Origin of the sequence: Aeromicrobium fastidiosum, assembly GCF_017876595.1 — a bacterium.
In the GTDB taxonomy this organism is placed as follows: domain Bacteria; phylum Actinomycetota; class Actinomycetes; order Propionibacteriales; family Nocardioidaceae; genus Aeromicrobium; species Aeromicrobium fastidiosum.
Window position 1 is genome coordinate 404730 of record NZ_JAGIOG010000001.1, and the last position, 22132, is coordinate 426861.

Annotated in this window: 18 protein-coding genes and 1 tRNA gene; 8 read left to right on the forward strand and 11 right to left on the reverse strand. The window is 71.4% G+C overall.

The annotated features are described in order from the left end of the window. Window positions 1-5 precede the first annotated feature (5 nt). Complete coding sequence (locus JOF40_RS02010) at window positions 6-1265, reverse strand: DUF222 domain-containing protein (RefSeq protein ID WP_129179631.1); 1260 nt, start codon at window positions 1263-1265, stop codon at window positions 6-8. A gap of 105 nt (window positions 1266-1370) precedes the next feature. After that, the gene (locus tag JOF40_RS02015) at window positions 1371-1667 is read right to left on the reverse strand and encodes a DUF2277 domain-containing protein (RefSeq protein WP_129179633.1); all 297 of its coding nucleotides are present in this window, start codon (window positions 1665-1667) and stop codon (window positions 1371-1373) included. Window positions 1668-1764: 97 nt separating this feature from the next. On the opposite strand from JOF40_RS02015, the gene JOF40_RS02020 reads away from it, so the two are divergent. Continuing rightward, window positions 1765-2817, forward strand: coding sequence for an alpha/beta fold hydrolase (locus JOF40_RS02020; protein ID WP_129179635.1), 1053 nt, complete (start codon window positions 1765-1767; stop codon window positions 2815-2817). 7 nt (window positions 2818-2824) lie between these two features. Here JOF40_RS02020 and JOF40_RS02025 read toward each other — a convergent pair whose 3' ends face one another. The 6 genes from JOF40_RS02025 to JOF40_RS02050 are packed head-to-tail and all read right to left on the reverse strand — an operon-like array spanning window position 2825 to window position 10385. Further along, a complete protein-coding gene (locus tag JOF40_RS02025; RefSeq protein WP_129179637.1) occupies window positions 2825-4213 on the reverse strand; it encodes an aminotransferase class III-fold pyridoxal phosphate-dependent enzyme in 1389 nt (462 codons plus the stop codon). 3 nt (window positions 4214-4216) lie between these two features. After that, window positions 4217-5584 carry a flavin monoamine oxidase family protein gene (locus JOF40_RS02030; protein ID WP_245343085.1) on the reverse strand — a complete coding sequence of 456 codons (1368 nt, stop codon included), beginning with the start codon at window positions 5582-5584 and terminating at the stop codon, window positions 4217-4219. Then, window positions 5581-7029 (reverse strand): gamma-aminobutyraldehyde dehydrogenase, encoded by a 1449-nt coding sequence (locus tag JOF40_RS02035; RefSeq protein ID WP_129179640.1) that lies wholly within the window; start codon window positions 7027-7029, stop codon window positions 5581-5583. The genes JOF40_RS02030 and JOF40_RS02035 overlap by 4 nt, the downstream gene beginning before the upstream one ends. Beyond that, window positions 7026-7406: a cupin domain-containing protein gene (locus tag JOF40_RS02040; protein ID WP_129179642.1), complete on the reverse strand. Its 381-nt coding sequence runs from the start codon at window positions 7404-7406 to the stop codon at window positions 7026-7028. Before JOF40_RS02040 ends, JOF40_RS02035 begins: the two co-directional genes overlap by 4 nt. Continuing rightward, entirely contained in the window at window positions 7403-8818 is a 1416-nt protein-coding gene (locus JOF40_RS02045) for an NAD(P)/FAD-dependent oxidoreductase (protein WP_129179644.1), read from the reverse strand. The genes JOF40_RS02040 and JOF40_RS02045 overlap by 4 nt, the downstream gene beginning before the upstream one ends. A 34-nt stretch (window positions 8819-8852) precedes the next feature. Next, complete coding sequence (locus JOF40_RS02050) at window positions 8853-10385, reverse strand: CoA-acylating methylmalonate-semialdehyde dehydrogenase (RefSeq protein WP_129179646.1); 1533 nt, start codon at window positions 10383-10385, stop codon at window positions 8853-8855. 84 nt (window positions 10386-10469) lie between these two features. On the opposite strand from JOF40_RS02050, the gene JOF40_RS02055 reads away from it, so the two are divergent. After that, window positions 10470-12092 carry a PucR family transcriptional regulator gene (locus JOF40_RS02055; protein ID WP_129179647.1) on the forward strand — a complete coding sequence of 541 codons (1623 nt, stop codon included), beginning with the start codon at window positions 10470-10472 and terminating at the stop codon, window positions 12090-12092. Between the two features lie 16 nt (window positions 12093-12108). On the opposite strand, the gene JOF40_RS02060 is transcribed toward JOF40_RS02055, so the two are convergent. After that, window positions 12109-13500, reverse strand: a complete 1392-nt coding sequence (locus tag JOF40_RS02060) for an NAD(P)/FAD-dependent oxidoreductase (RefSeq protein ID WP_129179649.1) — start codon at window positions 13498-13500, stop codon at window positions 12109-12111. A gap of 91 nt (window positions 13501-13591) precedes the next feature. Between JOF40_RS02060 and mmuM the strand changes: the two genes are divergently transcribed. Together mmuM and JOF40_RS02070 are read left to right on the forward strand one after the other, a co-directional pair. Further along, window positions 13592-14506 carry a homocysteine S-methyltransferase gene (gene mmuM / locus JOF40_RS02065; protein ID WP_129179651.1) on the forward strand — a complete coding sequence of 305 codons (915 nt, stop codon included), beginning with the start codon at window positions 13592-13594 and terminating at the stop codon, window positions 14504-14506. 146 nt (window positions 14507-14652) lie between these two features. After that, complete coding sequence (locus JOF40_RS02070; protein WP_129179653.1) at window positions 14653-15690, forward strand: zinc-binding dehydrogenase; 1038 nt, start codon at window positions 14653-14655, stop codon at window positions 15688-15690. 29 nt (window positions 15691-15719) lie between these two features. Here the strand turns inward: JOF40_RS02070 and JOF40_RS02075 are convergent. Both JOF40_RS02075 and JOF40_RS02080 read right to left on the reverse strand, forming a co-directional pair. Further along, window positions 15720-15792 (reverse strand) — tRNA-Thr (locus JOF40_RS02075). 138 nt (window positions 15793-15930) lie between these two features. Continuing rightward, a complete protein-coding gene (locus tag JOF40_RS02080) occupies window positions 15931-16764 on the reverse strand; it encodes a hypothetical protein (RefSeq protein WP_129179655.1) in 834 nt (277 codons plus the stop codon). A gap of 53 nt (window positions 16765-16817) precedes the next feature. On the opposite strand from JOF40_RS02080, the gene JOF40_RS02085 reads away from it, so the two are divergent. The 4 genes from JOF40_RS02085 to JOF40_RS02100 all read left to right on the forward strand — a co-directional run bounded on the left by JOF40_RS02085 (window position 16818) and on the right by JOF40_RS02100 (window position 22039). Then, the gene (locus JOF40_RS02085) at window positions 16818-17981 is read left to right on the forward strand and encodes an alanine racemase (protein ID WP_129179657.1); all 1164 of its coding nucleotides are present in this window, start codon (window positions 16818-16820) and stop codon (window positions 17979-17981) included. After that, window positions 17974-19284, forward strand: a complete 1311-nt coding sequence (locus tag JOF40_RS02090) for a D-arabinono-1,4-lactone oxidase (RefSeq protein WP_129179659.1) — start codon at window positions 17974-17976, stop codon at window positions 19282-19284. Before JOF40_RS02085 ends, JOF40_RS02090 begins: the two co-directional genes overlap by 8 nt. A gap of 289 nt (window positions 19285-19573) precedes the next feature. Further along, the gene (gene sfnG / locus JOF40_RS02095; protein WP_129179661.1) at window positions 19574-20713 is read left to right on the forward strand and encodes a dimethylsulfone monooxygenase SfnG; all 1140 of its coding nucleotides are present in this window, start codon (window positions 19574-19576) and stop codon (window positions 20711-20713) included. A gap of 84 nt (window positions 20714-20797) precedes the next feature. Beyond that, window positions 20798-22039, forward strand: coding sequence for an acyl-CoA dehydrogenase family protein (locus tag JOF40_RS02100; protein WP_129179663.1), 1242 nt, complete (start codon window positions 20798-20800; stop codon window positions 22037-22039). Window positions 22040-22132: the final 93 nt, after the last annotated feature.

Consider the following 22132-nt stretch of genomic DNA (forward strand, 5'->3'; position numbering starts at 1 on the left):
GTTGCTCACGCAGCGGTGAGCGCTTCGACCATCTGGTTGAACTCGTCGGCCCAGGGGTCGATGGGTAGCGCTTGGTCTGCTGTCTGGTGCTCCAGTTCCCAGTCCGCTATCGGTAGTGGTTCTGGGGTGCGTGTGTAGGTGTGCCCGGTGCTGGTGGTCCATGCGAAGACCCCGGGCGCGGGTTGTCGAAGACGTAGGTGTCCCTCGGTCTTGAGGTTATGTGCACGCCGGTTCAACGGTCCGGTGTTCGCGGCGGACGTCTCGGCGGGCCATGGATCACTGTGGTCGGTGTCGCAGGCCCGGGCGGGGACGGTGCTGGTCGGAAAGACGCTGGTGCCGTCGCGGAACTCCAGCACCTGAGCCAACCGGGTGGGTGCGAACCGTCCGAGCCAGGTGACGGTCATCAGGTTGCCGACGTCATCGGTCACCAACCGGTACAGCAGCGACTGCTCGTCGGCCATCGCGGCCCGCACGACGTGCGCCGGAATCGTGGCCGACCGGTCCGTCAGCTCACCGGGCACATCACTGAATCCCATGAGGGACGAGAGCGGGACGGTGATGCCGATGACCGCCCGGAATCCGAGCCCACCGGGCTCGCGGCCCAATAGCGCGTCGACGAACAGATCGGCGCGCGCTTGGTCGATCGTCCGCCCGTCGTCAGCGGGAAGCGCGTGGGCGGCTCCGGTGAGCGACTGCATCACCGCGGCCGCATCCGTGGCGGCGACGTCGGCGGTCAGGCGGGTCATCCCATCGCCCAGCGGCCGGGATGAGACCTTCCGGTCGGCATGCGCGCGTTCGTGACGGCGGGCCGACTCGGTGGCTTCGGTGCGTTCGACCCACCGGTCCAACCACCGAGTCGCCTGACCCGGCGTCAACCGGCCGACTCGCTCGACAGCGATGTCATCGAGCGCGGTCACAGACTCGGCATGCACCAGACGGGTCGCGGCACGGTCGATGGCTGTGACGTGGGTGGTGCTGATCCGTCCGTCGAGCCACGCCTGCCACACGTCGGGCATCGTCGACCGCAACCGCCGGGCACGGGCCACACGGCGTTCGACAGTGGGGACCGGCAGGCGCATCGCGAGCGACAGCTCGTGCACCGCCGCATCGACCCGCCGCCGTCCCTGCGCCTCACTGACCGCCTCACCGGCAGCACGGGCGCGGTCGACGAAGTCCAGCATGTCGACCGCTTCGGCGGCCTCGAGCGCGGCGAGCGCCTCGCGACGCACGACCACCTGCTCGATGACCTGCCGATCGTCCAACACCCGAAAACCCCCGCCGTCTCAACCTTTCTCCCACTCTAGAGACAGGGTCAGACAACACCTCAGGGCTCAGGCGGCGATGTGCACAGCCGACAGGATCACGACCCACTACGTCCCAGCCGTGCGGAGGCGAACCTCGCGCTGCATGCGCTTCTCGTGGCGTTCGCGGCCCTTGACCGCCTCGAGCTCCCTGCTCTTCGGCGGTGCCTTGGTCACGAGCCCGTCGAGCAGGCGGCGCGTGGCCGCGGCGATCTCGTCGACCGCCTGGTCGAAGGCCTCCGCATTGGCCTGCGAGGGCCTGGTCGACCCGCTGACCTTGCGCACGAACTGCACAGCGGCCTCGCGGACCTCGTCGTCGGTCGTCGGTGGCTCGAAGTTGTGGAGCACCCTGATGTTCCGGCACATGCAGCGACGATAACCCCGTGGACCGCCGCCGGGCGAGAGCTCAGCCGGTCGCCCGTGAGACGGTCTACTCGGCCCACCCCAGCTCCCAGGAGGACGCGTGCCCGTCCCGCAGATCACTGCCGTGCGACTCGGCGGCTCCCCCGCCCTCCCGCTGCTCGTGCTCGGCCCCTCGCTCGGCACGTCGGCCAGGACCCTGTGGTCCGCCGCGGCCGCCCACCTGTCGGACGCGTTCGAGGTCGTCGCGTGGGACCTGCCGGGGCACGGCAGCAACCCGATCGTGGCCCGACCGTTCACGATGTCCGAGCTGGCGGCCGGTGTTCTCGCGATGATCGACGACATGGTCGCCGAGCGCGGCGACGTCGACACGTCGTTCGTCTACGCCGGCAACTCCGTCGGGGGTGCCGTCGGGTTGCACCTGCTGCTCGACTCGCCCGCCCGCGTCGACGCCGCCGTGCTGCTGTGCACGGGCGCGAAGATCGGGGACGCCGCGGCCTGGCACGACCGCGCCGCGACGGTGCGGGCGTCGGGCACGTCGGCCGTCGTCGAGGGCTCGGCCGCCCGCTGGTTCGCGCCGGGATTCCTCGAGCGCGAGCCCGCGAGGGGCAGCGCCCTGCTGCAGGCACTGCGGGACACCGATCGCGAGGGATACGCCCAGGCCTGCGAGGCACTGGCGGGGCACGACGTGAGGTCACGGCTCGGCCGTGTCGGCACGCCCGTCCTCGCGGTGGCGGGCAGCGACGACGTGCCGACGCCGACCGAGACACTGCAGGAGATCGCCGCCGGGGTCAGGGACGGCCGGCTCGTCGTCCTCGACGGGATCGCCCACCTCGCACCCGCTGAGGCCCCGGCGGAGGTGGCCCGGCTCGTCCGGGCCCACGTCCGGGGCGAGGCCGACGCCGCGACCCTGGCACCCCCGTCAGCTCTCGACCCCCGCAGCACGTCCCTCGTCACCGTGACGGCGCTCGTGGCCGGAGGCCACCACGACGAGCTCGCGACGCACCTGCGGACGGCACGCGCCCACGGGCTCTCGACGGAGGAGCTCGACCACCTGCTGCAGATCGTTGTGCTCTCCGGTGTCCCCGCCACGAGCGACTCGATCCGCGTCGCCCGTGACGTGCTCGCGGAGATCGACCGCGAGGAATCCGCCTAGACCCGAGTCACAGACCCATGTGCTTGCCGGCGTCGCGCAGGACGTCGGTCAGGCCTGCCACGATGTCGTCGAGCAGGGCCGCGTCGCTGATGAGCGGCGGGGCGATCTGCAGCACGGCGTCGCCGCGGTCGTCGCAGCGCGCGATGAGCCCGGCGTCACGCAGGCGACGCGGCAGGTAGCCCCGCAGCAGGTCGTTGCGCTCGGCCTGGTCGAAGCGGGTCGCCTCGTCGTCCTTGACCAGCTCCATGGCCCAGAAGAAGCCGGCACCGCGGACGTCGCCGACGATCGGCAGGTCGAGCAGGTGCTGCAGGCGCGCCTGCAGGGGACCGGCCTGCGCCCGGACGTTCTCGAGCACCTGGTCGCGCTCGATGATCTCGATGCTCTTGGCCGCGAGCGCGGCGCTCAGCGGGTGGCCGCCGAACGTGATGCCGTGACGGAACACCTTGTTGTGCTCCACCAGCGGTGCGACGACGTGGTGGCGGGCCAGCATCGCGCCCATCGGCGCATAGGCCGAGGTGAGGCCCTTGGCGACGCTGATCAGGTCGGGTGCCACGCCCTCGCGCGACGACGCGAACCACTCGCCGATACGGCCGAACCCGGTGATGACCTCGTCGGCCATCAGCAGGACGCCGTACTTGTCGGCGATCGCGCGCAGGCCCGTCCAGTAGCCGGCCGGTGCCGTGAAGCAGCCTCCCGCGTTCTGCACCGGCTCGGCGATGATCAGCGCGACCTCGTCGGCCCCGGCGGCGATGATCGCGTCCTCGACCTCGGCCAGCAGGCGGGCGCAGAACGCCGCCTCCTCGTGGCCGTCGTCGGCGCGGAACCGGTTGGTGTTCGACACCTTGGTGACCTCGACCGGCGGGGTGCCGAAGCCCTCCTTGAACGGCTGGACGCCCGTGAACGACAGCGCCCCCAGGGTGACGCCGTGGTAGGCCCGGTCGCGGGCGATCGCCTTGGTGCGCTGCGGCTGGCCGATCGCGATGAAGTGCTCGCGCACCATCTTCCAGGCCGACTCGACCGACTCCGAGCCGCCACCGGTGAAGAACACCCGGTAGTCGTCGGCGGGTGCCAGCTCGCTGATCTTCTCGGCCAGGTCGATCGTGGCGGGGTGCGCCGTGCCCCAGCTGGTGTTGAACGCCATGGTGGTCAGCTGCTGGGTCGCTGCCTCTGCCATCTCCTCGCCGTACGAGTAGCCCAGCTGCGAGCAGAACAGGCTCGACAGGGCGTCGATGTAGCGGCGGCCGTGGGTGTCGTAGACGTACGGGCCCTCGGCCCGATCGATGACCAGGAGGTCGTCGATCTCCTGCTTCGAGAAGTGCAGGATCAGGTTGTCCTTGGCCGACTGCTGCAGACGGTCGTGGGCGGGGTTCGGGCTGAAGGAGCTGGGGCTGGTCACGGCTCAGACCTCTCGTGTGTCGGTGGCGATGATGTGCTGGGCCAGCTCGGCGCCGACGCGCAGGGCACCGTCGACGTGCTGGAAGCCGAGACCGGCGACGTCGGAGCTGCCGATCTGGATGGGTCCGACCGGCTCGCGCAGGCGCGGGCCGAACCGGGTGAGGCCGCCGAGGTCGAAGCTCGTGGCGTAGGCGCCCTGGCCGAGCTCCTCGGACGTCCAGTCGCTCTCGTAGTACGAGGTCGGCGTCAGTGCCTGCTCGCCGTAGTAGTGGGCGAGCGACGTCAGGATCGCCGTGCGACGAGCCTCGGCGTCGAGGCGGCTGACCTCGTCGACCCGCTCGTCGGAGATGAAGCCGACCAGGGTGCCGCGCGAGTCGCCATGGTTGGTGTTGTCGTAGGCCTCGTGCACGAGCTCGTACGGGCTGAACACCGTGCCCGACAGGCCGGCCTCGCGCCAGAACGGCGTGTCGTACGTGATGTGGAGCTTGGTGACCAGCCCGAACGACTGGTGCTGGTGCGCCTCGCGCTGGGCCGACGGCAGCGGCGGCTCGAACCGGATGCGCGGCACGACGGTCGGCGGCACGGCCAGCACGAGGTGCCGGGCCGACACCGTCAGGTCACCCGCGACGACCTCGACGCCGGTGCCGCTCCAGCGCACCTTCTCGACGTCCACGCCGAGCCGGACGGCGTCGCCGAGCCGCTCGGCCAGCGCCAGCGGCACGCCCTGCAGACCGCCGACGACCCGCTTGTCGAGGATGAACTCGGAGTCGACGAGGTGGCTGAAGCTGCCGGCACTCGCGGCCATCTGCACGGCCTGCAGCGCCGAGAAGGCGTGGGCGGGCTTGGTCAGCATGGCCTGCGCGATGAACATCGCGATGTTGTCGATGGCCTCCTGCTCGTCGCAGCGGTCGGCGAGCCAGGCCGCGAAGCTCACCTGGTCGAGCTCGGCGGCGAAGGGGGCGTCCCACGGACGGTCGGGGTCCATCTGCGCGGCCAGCTCGTCGAGCTCGTCGGTCAGTGCGACCATGGCCTTCTCGACCGCGGGCGGGACGGGCAGCTGCTCGCCCTCGAACGTGCGACGCTCGCCCGAGATGCCGATGTAGACCGACGCACCCTCGCGGTAGCGCGAGAAGGTCTCGAGACCCAGCTCGTCGAGCACGCGCAGCAGCTCGGTCTGGTCGGGCGAGACCCACTGGCCGCCGAGCTCGAGGTCGACGCCGTCGACCTCGTCGGTCCACAGCCGTCCCCCCACGCGTTCGCGAGCCTCGAGGACGACGACCGAGCGGCCGGCCTGCTGCAGGGCGTGCGCCGCGGACAGGCCGGTCGCTCCGGCCCCGATGACGACGACGTCGATCTGATCGGACATGCTCATGCCTCCACGTTGCTCATGACGTGCTTGACCCGGGTGTATTCCTCGAGACCGTACGCCGACAGGTCCTTGCCGTGCCCCGACGCCCCGAACCCGCCGTGCGGCATCTCCGAGACGAACGGGATGTGGGTGTTGACCCACACGCAGCCGAAGTCGAGCTCGGCGGTCATCCGCAGCGCCCGACCGTGGTCCTTGGTCCACACGCTGGCGGCCAGGCCGTACGGCACGTCGTTGGCGAGGTCCTGGGCCTGCTCGTCGGTCGTGAACGACTGCACCGTGAGCACGGGCCCGAAGACCTCCTGCTGCACGATCGCGTCGTCCTGCCGCACGCCCGAGATGATCGTCGGCGCGAAGTAGAACCCGTCGCCGTCGAGGCGCGAACCGCCGGTCTCGATCGTGGCGTGGTCTCCGAGCCCGGCGATCATCCGCTCGACGGACGCGAGGTGACCCGCGTTGTTGAGCGTCCCGTACGCGGCGGAGTCGTCGTCGGGGGCACCGGGGCGAGACGCCTCGGCCTGCTCGACCAGCAGGCGCAGCAGCTCGTCGTGGACGCTCTCGTGCACGATGACGCGCGTCGCGGCGGTGCAGTCCTGGCCCGCGTTGAAGAATCCGCCCACGGCGATGCCCTCGGCGGCCGCCTGCAGGTCGGCGTCGGCGAACACGACGGCCGGTGCCTTGCCGCCCAGCTCGAGGTGCGCGCGCTTGAGGTTCCTGGCCGCGGACACGGCCACCTCGATGCCGGCACGCACCGATCCGGTGATGGCGACGAGACCCGGAGTCGGGTGCTCGACCAGGAGGCGTCCGGTGTCGGCGTTGCCGTTGACGACGTTGAAGACGCCGGCCGGCAGGATCTCGCCGGCGATCTCCGCCAGGCGGACGGTCGACCGCGGGGTCGTGTCGCTCGGCTTGAGCACGATCGTGTTGCCCGCGGCGAGCGCCGGGGCGATCTTCCAGATGGCCATCGCGAACGGGTAGTTCCAGGGCGTCACCTGGGCGACGACGCCGATCGGCTCGCGGCGGATGCTCGACGAGAGGCCCTCGACGTACTCGCCCGTCGCCTTGCCCTCGAGCAGGCGCGCGGCACCGGCGAAGAAGCGCAGCTGGTCGACGCCCTGGTCGATCTCCTCGGTCGCGACGTGCACCTTGATCTGTCCCGTGTCGCGCGACTGCAGCAGGGCGAGCTCGTCACGGGCTGCCTCGATCGCGTCGGCGATCTGCAGCAGGGCGAGCTGGCGCGCCTTCGGCGTCGTGCGCTTCCACGTCTTCGATGCGCGCAGGGCCGCGGCGAACGCGGCGTCGACCTCGTCGGCGGTCGAGATCGGCGAGCGTCCGTCGGGACGTCCCGTCGTGGGGTCGACGAGCTCGATGAAGTCGGTGGCTGCGGAGTCGACGAGGGCACCGTCCACGTAGTTCTTGATCAGATCAGTGTTCTGGATGGTGTCGGTCATGGCGTGGGCTCCTCGTGATCGGGCAGAAGGACGTAGATCTTGCGGAGGGTCTCGTAGACGATCCAGCGGGTGCGGTCGCCGGCTCGCAGCCGGACGACGGTGCCCGCGGCCAGGGGGATGCTGCTGCCGTCGGCGAGCTCGACCAAACCCCGGCCGGACAGGACGACGAACATCTCCTCGACCTCGGTGTCCTTGACGACGCCCGACGTGATCTCCCAGACGCCGAGCTCGACGTCGCCGTGGGTGTGCAGCGTCTCGGCACCCATCGTCGGGTGCCCGCCGAGCACGTCGTCGTCCTGGACGGGTGCGTGCTCGATCGGCACCGCCAGGGCGTCCTGGGCCAGGAGGCGCTCGGTGGCCAGCTCGTGACCCGTCATGAGTCGAACCCGAGGCCCAGGCGGTCGAGCGTGCGCAGCAGCACGTTGCGCTGTCCTTCGCGGTGGTCGGCGCGATCGAGCGACCACTTGGTGGCCTCGATGCCGATCTTGGCGAACGGCTCGGGCGGGAACGGCAAGGGCTTCTTGCGCACCATCTCGAGCTGCGTGCGGGGCGTCTGCTCGCCCGCGAGCCGGTCGAGCATGACCTGGGCGGCGAAGCGGGTCGCGACGACGCCGAGTCCCGTGAACCCCGCGGCATAGGCGACCCGGCCGCGCAGCGCCAGGCCATTGAACGCGCAGAACTGCGTCGACGTGTCGATCGCCCCGGCCCACCGGTGCGAGAACCGGACGCCCTCGAGCTGCGGGAACGTCGTGAGCAGGTGCGACGCGAGCGTGCGGTAGCTGTCGTCGCGGTCCTCGTACTCCGGCCGGACGTTGCGCCCTGCGTGGTAGACGGCGTCGTAGCCGCCGTAGAGGATGCGGTCGTCGGCGGTGAGCCGCGAGTAGTGGAACTGGTTGGCCAGGTCTGTGAGGCCCTGGCGGCCGTGCCAGCCGATGCTGTCGCGCTGCTCGGCGGTCAGCGGCTCGGTCATCAGGACGTAGTCGTAGACCGGCACCGTCATGAGGCGCGTGCGGCGCAGGAGCGAGGTGAAGACGTTGGTCGCGAGGACGACCTGCCGGCTCCGCACCAGACCCGCGGCGGTGCGCACCTCGACGCCGCCGCCACTGCGGCGGGGCGGACCCACGACCGCCGAGTGCTCGAAGATCTCGACCCCGAGCTCCTCGGCGGCACGGGCGAGCCCGTGGGCCAGGCGACCGGGGTGGACGAGTGCGTCGTCGCCGTGGGTCAGGCGTCCCGCGGCGAACGCGGGGCTGTTGATCTCGGCGCGCACCTGCTGGGCGTCGAGGAACGTCCCGGCCTGCTCCTCCTGCAGCCAGCGCACCTGGTGCGGCTCGTAGGCCACCGACAGCACACCCGTGAGCTCGAGCTGCGCGTCGATGCCCAGATCGCGGATGTCGCTCGTGAACCCCTCGAAGTTGTCGTCGCTGTGCTGCTCGAGCGCCTCGTACTCGTCAGGCCAGCGGCTGCGACCGTTCTCCTCGCCGTGGGTCAGGCTCGACTCGGCGAAGCCGCCGTTGCGACCCGAGGCCGCCCAGCCGATCGTCTGTGCCTCGAGCAGCACGACCCGCCGCGACGGGTCGCGCCGCTTGGCCAGCACCGCGGTCCACAGACCCGTGTAGCCACCGCCGACGATCGTCAGGTCGGCGTCGCGCGTGCCCACGAGGCTCGCGCGCGGCTGCGTCTCGACGTCGTCGAGCCAGAACACCCGCTGCTCGGACGCCGCGAGGCTCGCCGTCACGAGGGACGCCGAGGGCGCGTTCCGCTCGAAGACTGTCGAATGGCGTGTCATGGTGTCGGGCCCGTTCTGTCGAGGATCGTGGAGGTCAGGCGTTCTGGGGGAACCCGAGGTTGATGCCGCCGTGGCTCGGGTCGAGCCAGCGGGAGGTGACGACCTTGCCGCGGGTGAAGAAGTGGACGCCCTCGGTGCCGTGCGCGTGGCTGTCGCCGAACAACGAGTTCTTCCAGCCGCCGAACGAGTAGTAGGCCATCGGGACGGGCACCGGCACGTTGATGCCGATCATCCCGACCTCGACCTCGTTCTGGAAGCGGCGGGCAGCGCCACCGTCGTTGGTGAAGATCGCGGTGCCGTTGCCGTAGGGGTTGGAGTTGATGATCTCCAGCGCCTCGTCGTACGAGTCGACGCGCAGCACCGCGAGCACGGGGCCGAAGATCTCCTCGGTGTAGATGCTCATGCCGGTCGTGACGTGGTCGAACAGCGTCGGCCCCACGAAGAAGCCCTCGCCGTCGGCGTCGACCGACGGGTCGCGGCCGTCGACGACCAGCGTCGCACCCTCGGCCTCGCCGGCGTCGACGAAGCCCGCCACCCGGTCGCGTGCGGCGGCCGTCACGAGCGGGCCCATGTCGCATCCCCGGGTGCCGTCGCCGGTGCGCAGCGCCTCGGCGCGCTGCTTGATCTTGGCCACGAGCTCGTCGGCGATGTCGCCGACCGCGACGCACGCCGAGATCGCCATGCAGCGCTCGCCCGCCGAGCCGAAGCCCGCGTTGATGGCCTGGTCGGCGGCGAGGTCGAGATCGGCGTCGGGCAGCACGATCATGTGGTTCTTGGCACCGCCGAGGGCCTGGACGCGCTTGCCGTGCGCCGTGCCGGTCTCGTAGACGTACTTGGCGATGGGGGTCGAGCCGACGAACGAGACGCTCTTGACGTCGGGGTGCGTCAGCAGCCCGTCGACCGCGACCTTGTCGCCGTGCAGCACGTTGAAGACGCCGTCGGGCAGGCCCGCGTCCTTCCACAGCTGCGCGATCCAGTTGGCCGCGGTCGGCACCTTCTCCGACGGCTTGAGCACGACGGTGTTGCCGGCCGCGATCGCGATCGGGAAGAACCACATGGGCACCATCGCCGGGAAGTTGAACGGGCTGATGATCGCGACCGGCCCCAGCGGCTGCCGCACGGAGTGGACGTCGACCCCGGTGGAGGCGTTCTCGGTGAAGCCGCCCTTGAGCAGGTGCGGGATGCCGCACGCGAACTCCACGACCTCCTGGCCGCGGGCGACCTCGCCGGCGGCGTCGGACAGCACCTTGCCGTGCTCGGAGGTGATGATCGCGGCGAGCTCGGGGGCCCGCTGGTTGAGCAGCTCGCGGAATCGGAACAGCACCTGCGTGCGCTTGGCCAGCGACGTGTCGCGCCAGCCGGGGAAGGCGGCCTTCGCCGCAGCCACGGCCGCGTCGACGTCGTCCGCCGAAGCCAGTGCCACGGTCGAGGCGACTTGGCCCGTCGCGGGGTTCGTCACCTCGCCGGTGCGGTCGCTCGTGCCGGCGTGCGTGGTGCCGGCGATCCAGTGCTGCGTGTGGGTGCTCAAAGCGTCTCCTCGAAGTGTCACCCTCCCATCGTCGGGCATCCGACCGCGTCCCGGAACGCGCACAGTGTCACTGCGTCGGCGTTGAGCCGTACACAGTGTCAACCCATCACCTAGCCTTGTCCCGTGACCCCCACCCTGCGCTCGATGCTGACGATGAAGGTCCTCGCCGACGGGCTTCCCGATGTCGTGGTGGGGGGTGCCGGCCTCGACCGTCCCGTGCGCTGGGTGCACGTCACCGAGATGCGCGACCTGCTCGACCTGCTCGACGGGCAGGAGGTCGTGCTGACGACGGGCCTGCCGCTCGCCGGGCCCGACGCCGACCCGTCCGGCTTCGTGCGCCAGCTCGCGGCAGCCGACGCGTGCGGCCTGGTCGTCGAGCTGGGTGCCCGGCTGCCCGAGCTGCCGCCCGAGGTCGTCGCGGAGGCTCGCACGCACGGACTGCCGCTCGTCGCGCTGCGCGGACCCGTCAAGTTCGTCGAGGTCACCGAGGCGGTGCACCGGGCGATCGTCGGCGAGCAGTACCGCGGCCTGGCCTTCGCCCAGCAGACCCACGAGGTGTTCACCGAGCTGAGTCTCGACAGCGCCGACGCCGCCACGATCGTGACCCGGGCCGCCGCGCTCGTCGACGAGACGATCGTCCTCGAGGACGCCGGGCGGCACGTCGTCGCCCTGGCCGCCGCCGACCGCTCGCCGCGCGACGTGCTCGACCGGTGGGAGGAGCGGTCGCGCGCCGCCCCGGTGCTTGCCGAAGCAGGGACGACAGGGGCCGAGGGCTGGTTGACGTGCCCCGTCGGTCTGCGCGGATCGGCGTGGGGACGCCTCGTCGCGCCGCAGGCGGTCGCCGACCCGGTCGAGACCTCGGTCGTCCTGCAGCGCGCGGCGCAGGCGTTGCAGCTGTCGCGGCTCGTCGAGCGCGACGTCGCGGGCCTGCAGTTCCAGGCCCGGGAGTCGCTGCTGCTCGACCTCATGGAGGCCCGCGTGGTCGACGAGGTCGACGCCGTCGCCCGCGCCCGGGCCCTCGGCGTGCCGGCGCGGTCGCAGTACCTGCCGGTCGTGGCGCACTTCGGCGCCACCGCGGTGACCGACCAGATCGTCCGGCAGCGGCGCGCACGCGCACAGCTCGAGGCCGCCGGCGGGGCGGTCCGTGCGGCCGGTCTCGACGCGATCGCCGGCGGTGTCGCAGACGGCCACGTCGGGCTCGTGCTGGCCCTGAGGCCGGGGGCCCGAGACGACGCCGCGCTCACGGCCCTGTCGTCGGCGTTCAGCTCACGACAGGGCACGCGCGATCCCGTCACGCTCGGCATCGGCCTGACCTCGACGTCACTCCTGGGGGCCACGGCCCAGCTGCGCACCACGATGCACATCGCCTCGGCGGGGCGCGCGCTGCCCGGGCCGCCGCGACCCTGGTACCGGTCGGGCGACGTCCGCATCCGCGGTCTCGTGGCCGAGCTGCAGTCGGACGACCGGGTCGTCGCGTTCGCGGAGTCCGAGCTGGGCCCGCTGCTCGCCCACGACGCCGGCACCCGCGACGACCTCCTGCGGCTGCTGCGCTCGTACCTGCGGCTCGGGGGCAACAAGGCCGCAGTCGCCGCCGACGCCCACCTGAGCCGCCAGGCCCTCTACGGACGCCTCCGTCGCCTCGAGACGATCCTCGGCGTCGACCTCGACGACGCCGAGTCGACCCTGTCGCTCGGCGTCGCGGTGCTGGTGCACGACCTGCGGGCGGCCGCGCCGCGCCGGGTCTGAGCATGGCCCGGCGCGGTCAGCGTCCCGACAGCCGGTCCCCGAGGCGGGCCAGGCGACTGACCGACGGACCTCCCTCGTCCTCGTGCCGGTCCGCCGCGCGGTAGAGGCCGTACATCGCCTTGACGCCCAGCCAGCGCAGCGGCTCCGGCTCCCAGCGACGCACCCGGTGGTCGACCCACGGCAGCGCCGTCAGGTCGGTCGACTCACGCAGGACGAGGTCGCGCAGCGTCCGACCCGCGAGGTTCGTCGCGGTCACGCCGTGGCCCACATAGCCCCCGGCCCAGCCGAGACCCGTGCGGCGCTCGACGCCGACGCTGGCGCACCAGTCGCGCGGCACCGCCAGCACGCCGCACCACGCCCGGGCGACCGGAACGTGCCGCGCCTGCGGGAACGCGGAGTCGAGGATGCCGCGCAGCGACTCGATCGTCCACGCCTGCGTCTCGCCGTTGGTGTCGGTGTGCGAGGCGAAGCGGTAGGGGACGCCGCGTCCGCCGATCGCGATGCGGTCGTCGGCGGTGCGCTGCGCGTAGAAGTAGGCGCTGGCGGCGTCGCCGAGCAGCTCACGCCCCTCCCAGCCGATCTCGGACCACACGTGCTCGGGCAGCGGATCGGTCACGATCATCGCGGAGTTCATGGGCAGCCAGTGCCGGCGCAGCCCGTGGATGCGGGCGGTGTATCCCTCGGTGCAGCGCAGCACGTGAGGCGCGCGGACGCGGGCGTGCTGCGTCGTCACGAGTCCCGGCTCGATGCGCAGGGCCCGCGTGCTCTCGTGCACCTCGACGCCCATCGCCCGGACGACCGAGAGCAGGCCTCGCGTCAGCCTCGCGGGCTGCACCCTGGCGCAGTCGGGGTCGAAGGAGCCGCCGATGGCACCGGCGACCGCGATCCGACGGCTCGTCTCGTCGCCACTGAGCTCGACCGCACGGTTTCCCGGAAGGGCGTCGGCCAGACCCGCCCGCACCCTCAGCAGCTGCGCGGGTGACCGTGCGACCGACAGCACGCCCGACTTGACGATGTCGGCGTCGATGCCCTCAGCGGCCGCGACGCGGATGACCTCGTCGACCGACGACCGCAGCTCGTCCTCGAGGGCCTGCACGCCCTCCGTGCCCCGCGGGCCACGTGCATACGCCGACGCGCTGCCCATCAGCGCCGACGACAGCCACCCGCCGTTGCGTCCCGAGGCACCGAACCCGGCGAACTCGGCCTCGAGCACCGCGATGCGGATCGTGGGGTCGGCCTGCTTGAGGTAGTACGCGGTCCACAGCCCCGTCAGGCCGCCGCCGACGATGCACGCGTCGACGTCGAGGTCACGCGCCAGCGGCGCCCCCGGCACCGGGAGGCCGATCTCGGAGTACCAGTGCGAGACGCCGCCGTTCATCGTCCCGTCCGTGCGTGTCGGCTCGTACATCCGTGGTCTCCGTCTCCTGCGCGTCGGCTCGCCTCATCGCGATGCGCGGCACCAGCAGATCACACCGGCCGGTCTCTCCTAGGCTCGTGCCATGACCAGCCCGACCTCGACCCTGCGTCACGCCGTCGCCACCGACACCGTCGTCGTGCTCGACGGCGGGCTCTCGACCGTCCTGGCCGAGGCGGGGTGCGATCTGTCGTCGGATCTCTGGACCGCGGCGCTCCTGCGGGACTCGCCCGACCAGGTCGTCGCCGCGCACGGGCGCTACCTCGCCGCAGGTGCGCAGGTGTCGACGACCGCGAGCTACCAGGCCAGCCGCGACGGCTTCGGGTCGACGGGGATGTCGCCCGACACCGCGGACCGCCTGATCGGCGACAGCGTCCGGCTGGCCCGGCGGGCCCGGGACTCCGCGATGGGTGCCGAGCCGTCGTGGGTCGCCGCCTCGGTCGGTCCGTACGGCGCTGCCCTGGCCGACGGCTCGGAGTACCGGGGCGACTACGGGGTGACGGCACGGACGCTTCACGACTTCCACGCCCGGCGGCTCGAGGTGTTGGCCGCTGCCGCCCCCGACGTCCTCGCGGTCGAGACGATCCCCGACGTCCGCGAGGCGGAGGTGCTGGTGCCCCTGCTCGACGACCTCGGCATCGACGCGTGGTTCTCGTACGCCGTCGCCGACGGACGCACGCGCGCGGGGCAGCCGCTCGACGAGGCCTTCGCCGTCGTCGCCGGCAGCACGTCGGTCATCGCCGCAGGGGTCAACTGCTGCGCGCCCGACGAGGTGCTGGGCGCACTGCACGCCGCCCGGGCCGCAGGGGTCACCGCCGGGGTGGCCTACCCCAACCAAGGTCGGGTGTGGGACGCCGACCAGCACGTCTGGACCGGACGCGCGACGTTCGACCTCGACCTCGTGCCGTCGTGGATCGAGGCGGGTGCGCGGCTGGTCGGCGGCTGCTGCGAGGTCGGACCCGACCACATCGCAGCCCTCGCCGCCTCCCTCCCTCGCTAGCCCCCGAGGACCCGCGAGTGGTGCTGTCTGGACGTTCCGAGACGGCGTGTCGGTCCACGACGCAGCACTCGAGACCGTGAATGCACCACTCGGGCGCGTGGACCCTCGACCTCGCGAGCCCAGCCGGCTGTCGGCACCATGGACTCATGCGTGCCGTCGTCGTCCCGTCCATCGCTGCCGAACCCGAGGTCCGCGAGGTCGACGCGCCCGTCGCACCTGACGGCGGAGTCGTCGTCGAGGTCAGGGCGACCGGGATGTGCCGCAGTGACTGGCACGGCTGGGCCGGCCACGACGACATCGCCTTCCCGCACGTCCCCGGGCACGAGCTGGCCGGGGTCGTCGTCGAGGTCGGCGCCGGAGTCACCCTCTGGGGCGTCGGCGACCGCGTCACGGTCCCGTTCGTCTGCGGATGCGGGACGTGCGAGTGGTGCCTGGCCGGCGACGCCCAGGTGTGCCGCCACCAGCGGCAGCCGGGCTTCACCGACTGGGGCTCGTTTGCCGAGCGCGTCGCGCTGTTCGAGGCCGACGTCAACCTCGTCGCGATCCCGGACGCCGTCGACTTCGCGACCGCCGCGAGCCTCGGCTGCAGGTTCGCGACGGCCTACCGGGCGCTGACGAGCCGCGCGCACGTCGCCGACGGCGAGTGGGTCACGATCGTCGGGGCCGGAGGCGTCGGGCTCAGCACGGTCATGATCGCCCAGGCGCTCGGTGCCCACGTCGTGGTCGTCGACCGCAACCCCGAGGCGCTCGCCGCAGCGTCGGCCCTGGGTGCCGACCACGCCCTGCTGGCCGACGACGCCGACCTGGCCACGGCCATCCACGAGCTCACGGACGGCGGGAGCCACGTGTCGGTCGACGCCGTGGGCAGCGAGCAGACCTGCTCCGTCGCCGTCCACAGCCTTCGTCGTCGCGGTCGCCACGTCCAGATCGGGCTGCTCCAGCCGATCGACGGCCATCCGCGCGTCCCGATGGACCGGGTCATCGGCTGGGAGCTCGACCTGCTCGGCTCGCACGGGATGGCCGCCGTCGACTACCCCGGGATGCTCGACCTCATCGTGCGGGGAACGCTCCGACCCCAGGATCTGATCGAGCGCACGATCGGCCTCGAGGAGGCCGCCGATCTGCTCCCCCGGTTCGACCGGGCCACCGTCGCCGGCATGACAATGATCGACCCGTCGCGCTGAGGAACGTCGCTGCTCAAGACGTCACACGGAGCCCCCGACAGGAGTCGAACCCGCGACATCCTCATTACAAGTGAGGCGCTCTACCAACTGAGCTACAGGGGCGTACGGGCCAGGCCCGAGGCTCCATCGTAAGGGTCTGGGCACGAAGGTGTCCGCGGACCCGCCCCCATACCGAGATGTCGGCACTTCTGGTGGGTTTCGAGCACGCAACAGGTCGACAAGTGCCGACATCTCGGGTGCCTAGGTCGTCGAGTCGCGGCAGCGCTGCAGGTAGGCACCGTCGACCTGCTCGTCGGTGTCGAGGGCCGGCATCCGCACGGACGGCTGGCCGCCGATGTCGGCGAACGTCGCGAGGTCGGCGGCCGCGTCCGCGGCGTCGTTGTCGGGGACGAGGTCGTCGTCGAGGGCCAGGGCGCAGTCACCGGCCCCGAACTCCTGCCAGCCACCGCTGACCCCAAAGTCGTCGGTCGTGCCGGGATACGCACTCAGGCCGTGCACCCGGAGCACGCCGACGACCTGGGTGGGTCCGTCGTCGCCGAGTCGCACCTCGTACGCGGCCCGGGTCTGCAGCTCGAGCAGGACGTACTCCTGACCCGAGTCGTCGTCCTGCGTCGAGACCTTCCACGCCGTCGTGACGCGCGGCTCGCCCACGACCGTGACGTCGTCGCCGAACACGTTGGCGACCGCCAGCTCGGGCGAGACGGCATCGGCCGTCTGCTGGCGCAGCGCCGCCGCGGGCTTGGCGGGGAGCGTCGCGGTGACGGTGTCGACCGGTGCGTCGCCCTGCCAGACGTCGGGGTCGGTCGTCGTGGCGGTGGCCCACGCCTCCAGGACGTCCGACATCCGGCCGAGCAGGGCGTCGTCGAAGCCCTCGGGTGCGGACGGCGGCGCAGTCACCTCGAGCGCCGATCCTGCACGCGGCCAGTCGATGCCGAGCGAGGTCAGGCTGATCGCCGGCACGTCCGACGTCGCGGACGTCCGTGGCGTGGGTACCGGTGCGTCGTCGCCGGTCGTCGACGTGCATCCGGCGGCGACGACCGCCACCGCGACGAGACCTCCGAGCCACCTGCGCATCGGTCCAGTATCGACGACCTCGACGTGGAACCCTGCTGCGACATACTGACCAGATGCACGCACTCTTCGACCGGCTGCTCGATGCGACGAGCCGGATCGAGACGCCCTTCGCGCTGGTCGACGCGCCGGCCCTGCAGGCCAACGCCGACGACCTCGTGCGCCGAGCCGCGGGGGTCCCCATCCGCGTCGCCAGCAAGTCGGTGCGCGTCCGGTCGATCATCGAGCAGACCCTGAGTCTCGACGGCTTCGCCGGCGTCATGTCGTACTCGCTGGCCGAGTCGAACTGGCTCGTCGACCACGGCCTCGACGACGTCCTGCTGGCCTACCCGACGGCCAGCCGCCAGGGCCTGCTCGACCTCGTCGCCGACGACCGTCGCCGGGCCGCGATCACGCTCATGGTCGACAGCACCGAGTCGCTCGACCACATCGACGCGCTGATCGGTCGCGACCACCCACCGATCCGGGTCTGCATCGACGTCGACGCGTCCCTCAAGCTCGGTCCGATCCACCTGGGCGTGCGCCGCTCCCCCGTGCACACCGCCCGCCAGGCGCGCAGGCTGGCCGCCGCGATCGAGCAGCGCGCCGGGTTCGACCTCGTCGGGCTGATGTTCTACGACGCCCAGATCGCCGGCCTGCCCGACACGTCGCGCGCCGTGCGCCTGATCAAGCAGCGGTCGGCCGCCGAGCTGCTCGAGCGTCGCGGCGAGGTCGTCCGCGCGGTCGGCGAGCACGCGCGCCTCGAGATCGTCAACGCCGGCGGCACGGGCAGCCTCGAGGTCACTGGCCAGGACCCGTCCATCACCGAGCTCACCGCCGGATCAGGCCTCTTCTCCCCCGTCCTGTTCGACGGCTACGACGCCTTCGAGTCGCGCCCGGCCGCCTACTTCGTGCTGTCGGTCGTCCGCAAGCCCGCCAAGAACATCGCGACGCTGTTCGCGGGCGGCTACATCGCGTCCGGACCGACCAACAAGAACCGGCAGCCGCTGCCGACCTGGCCCGAGGGCCTGACGGCGATCGGCACCGAGGGGGCCGGCGAGGTGCAGAGCCCCGTCAAGGGACGCGCCGCGAAGTCGCTCGCGATCGGCGACCGCGTCGTCATGCGCTACGCCAAGGCCGGCGAGATGTGCGAGCGATTCGACGCCGTCGCGGTCGTCGGCGCGGACGGGGCCGTCGAGGTCGTGCCGACCTACCGGGGCGAGGGGAAGAACTTTGGCTGAGCACACGTCCGGTCACCACTGGACCAACTGGGGACGCAGTGCCGAGTCCCACCCCGTCCGCATCGCTCACCCGACGTCGACCGACGACGTCGCGGCGATCGTCCGCGAGGCCGTCGCGGCGGGCCTGACGGTCAAGGCGATCGGCGCGAGCCACTCCTTCACCGCGATCGGCGCGACCGACGGCGTGCTCGTGCGGCTCGACCGCATGACCTCGATCGTCTCCTCCGACACCGCGACCGGACGCGTGCGGGTGCAGGCCGGCATCTCGTTGCACGACCTCAACCCGCAACTGAACGCCCGCGGGCTCGCGCTGCCCAACCTCGGCGACGTCGACCCGCAGTCGGTCGCCGGGGCGATCTCCACCGGCACCCACGGCACGGGCGGACGCCTGTTCGGCATCTCCGCGGCCGTCGTCGCGGTGCAGCTCGTCACCGCGACGGGCGAGGTGCTCGAGATCGACGAGCAGCACCCGTGGTTCGGCGCGGCGCGCGTGACGCTCGGCGCGCTGGGCATCGTGACCGAGGTGACGCTGCAGTGCGTCCCCGCGTTCCTGCTGCACGCCCGCGAGGAGCCGATGGCCCTGCCGGCCGTCCTGGAGCGGCTCGACGAGCTCGTCGACGACAACGACCACTTCGAGTTCTACTGGTTCCCGCACACGACCAAGACGCTGACCAAGCGCAACAACCGGGTCGCCGAGGGCACGGTCCGGCGTCCCCTCGGCCGCTTCCGGCACTGGCTCGACGACGAGCTGCTCAGCAACACCGCGTTCGAGGGGCTCAACCGGGTCGTCGCCCGTCAGCGCTCGTGGATACCGCGACTCAACGGCGTCGCCGCCTCGCTGCTGAGCCCCCGCGAGTACGTCGACGACTCGTTCGAGGTCTTCGTCTCGTCGCGCACCGTGCGGTTCCGCGAGTCGGAGTTCGCGATGCCCCGCGCGGCCCTGCCTCACGTGCTCGGCGAGCTCGGGGCGTGGTTCGGGGCGGGGCACGAGAACATCTCGTTCCCGATCGAGGTGCGGTTCACCGCGGCCGACGACGTGTGGATGTCGACCGGCCACGAGCGCGACAACTGCTACGTCGCGGTGCACCAGTACTGGCGCAGCGACTACCGCGACTACTTCGCCGCCGCCCAGGACATCTTCACGGCGCACGAGGGACGCCCCCACTGGGGCAAGCTGCACACGCTCGACGCCGACTACTTCGCCGGACGGTACGCGCGCTTCGGCGACTTCGTGGCCGTCCGGAACGAGCTCGACCCCGGTCGGACGTTCTCGAACCCCTACCTCGACCGCGTCCTGGGCTGACGCGCCGCTCGCCCCACCCGCGCTTGCGTCATAGAGAGCGAGGGTTCTGACCCTCCGTTCCCATGACGCTACGGCGGGGGCGACGCGCGCGTTTATCACGCGCGAGCCCTCCCACACCTCGTCCGTCCACGACGTGAGAGCCCCCCGCACGGGCTCGTCACGGGCCTACCGTCGAGGTCATGAGCACACCGGCCACCGGCACCACCTGCCGCAGCTGTCGCCGTCACTGACGACACCCGCCCCGTCCTCACCTCACACGCACCACCCATCCCGAAGGGACCGTTCTGCCATGCCCGAAACACCCAGCCTCCCCTCCACCGACCCGTTGAAGTTCGCCTACTGGGTCCCCAACGTCTCCGGTGGCCTCGTCACCAGCACGATCGAGCAGCGCACCGACTGGTCGTACGACTTCAACGTCGAGGTCGCGCAGCTCGCCGAGAAGGTCGGCTTCGAGTACGCCCTCAGCCAGGTGCGGTACACCGCCTCGTACGGGGCCGACCAGCAGCACGAGTCGACGTCGTTGAGCCTGGCCCTGCTGACCCAGACCGAGAAGCTCAAGGTCATCGCCGCCGTGCACCCCGGCCTGTGGCACCCCGCCGTGCTCGCGAAGTTCATCATCACCGCCGACCACATCTCGGGTGGCCGGGCTGCCGTGAACGTCGTGAGCGGCTGGTTCAAGGACGAGTTCACGGGCCTCGGCGAGGCGTGGCTCGAGCACGACGAGCGCTACCGCCGCAGCGAGGAGTTCATCCGCGTGCTGCGCGGGCTCTGGACGGAGAAGAACTTCGAGCACCGGGGCGACTTCTACCGGATCCACGACTTCACGCTCCAGCCCGCGCCCGTCGACGTGCCGGGTCGCGCGCACCCCGAGATCTTCCAGGGTGGCAACTCCACGGCGGCCCGCCGCAACGGCGGCACCGTCGCCGACTGGTACTTCTCCAACGGCAAGGACTTCGACGGGTTCACCGAGCAGTACCTCGAGGTCAGGCAGAACGCCGCGCTGGCCGGACGCGTGACGCCGCCGAAGTTCGGCCTCAACGGCTTCGTCGTGGCCCGTGACTCCGAGGACGAGGCGCACGCGGTGCTGGAGGAGATCATCGCCAAGGCCAATCCCGAGGCCGTCGAGGGCTTCCGCCAGGCGGTCCGGCAGGCCGGCGCGTCGAGCGGCGACGGCAAGGGGATGTGGGCGGACTCCACGACCCGCGATCTCGTCCAGTACAACGACGGCTTCCGCACGGGCCTGATCGGCACGCCGGAGCAGATCGCGACCCGGATCGTCGAGTACAAGAAGCTCGGCGTCGACCTGTTCCTGCTCGGCTTCCTGCACTACCTCGAGGACATCGCGTACTTCGGCGAGAAGGTGCTGCCGATCGTCCGCGAGCTCGAGGCGGACGCCGTCCGCGCCGGCGAGCTCGCCCCCGCCCGCTGAACCACTCGCCCGAAAGAAAGTGCCTGCCGGGTCGACCAGGACCCGGCAGGCATGTCATCCCCAGTAGAGAGACAAGGAAAGACTATGACCACAACAGTTCACGAAGCGCTGTCCTCCTCGCCGTGGAAGGGAAGGCCCCGACCCACGACGACCGCCGGCTGGCTCGACCGTGCCGCCGACGTCGCCGGCATCCTCGCGACCGACGCCGTCGAGCGCGACCGCACGCAGGCAGTCCCCACCGCCGAGGTGCAGCTGCTCAAGGACGCCGGGCTCGTGACCCTGCTCGGCCCCGTCGAGCACGGTGGTGCCGGCGAGACGTGGGAGACCGCCTATCAGGTCATCCGCGAGATCGCGTCGGGCGACGGGTCGATCGGCCAGCTCATCGGCTACCACTACCTGTGGGCGTGGGCCGTCCGCCTGGTCGGCACGCCCGACCAGATCGCGGCGGTCGAAGAGCTCTACACGACGAACGACTTCTTCTTCGGCGGTGCGGTCAACCCACGCGACAACGACCTGACGATCACCGAGGACGGTGACGAGCTGGTCTACAACGGCCGCAAGTCGTTCTCGACGGGCTCGAAGATCAGCGACCTCACGGTCCTCGAGGGAGTCCTCGAGGGCACCGAGAAGCACGTGTTCGCGATCGTCCCGACGCAGCAGGACGGCATCGCCTTCCACGACGACTGGGACAACCTCGGCCAGCGGCTCACCGAGTCCGGCGGCGTCACGATCACCGACGTCCGCATCCCGTGGGCGGCCGCGGCCGGCTACGTCGACAAGGAGCCCGTCGAGCTGACGTACGGGACGCTCAACCTGCCGGCGATCCAGCTGGTCTTCGCCAACTTCTACCTGGGCATCGCGCAGGGCGGTCTCAAGGCCGGGACGGCGTACACCCGCAAGAACACCCGGGCGTGGCCGTACGGCGGCGACAACAAGGAGAGTGCGTCCGAGGAGTGGTACGTCCTCGAGGGCTACGGACGCCTGCAGTCGCAGGTCTGGGCCGCTGAGGCCCTCGCCGATGCCGCAGGTGCCGAGATCTCGGGCCTGCTGCACGCCGAGCGCGAGGCCTTGACGCCCGAGGAGCGCGGTCACGCCGCGGTCCGCATCGCGGCGGTCAAGCAGCTGACGACCGACGTCGCGCTCGAGGTCGGCACCAAGATCTACGAGCTGACGGGCGCCCGTGCCACGAGCAGCTCGGTGGGCCTCGACATCTACTGGCGCAACGCCCGCACGCACACGCTGCACGACCCCGTCGCCTACAAGCGCCGCGAGGTCGGCGAGTACGCGCTGCTGGGCCAGCTGCCGGAGCCGTCCTGGTACACGTGAGGCACGCGAGGTAGCACGGAACACCGTGTCCCGCCGGGCGGTCCCGGACGTCGAGAACGTCCGGGACCGCCCCTGTTCGCGGGGCACGATCGA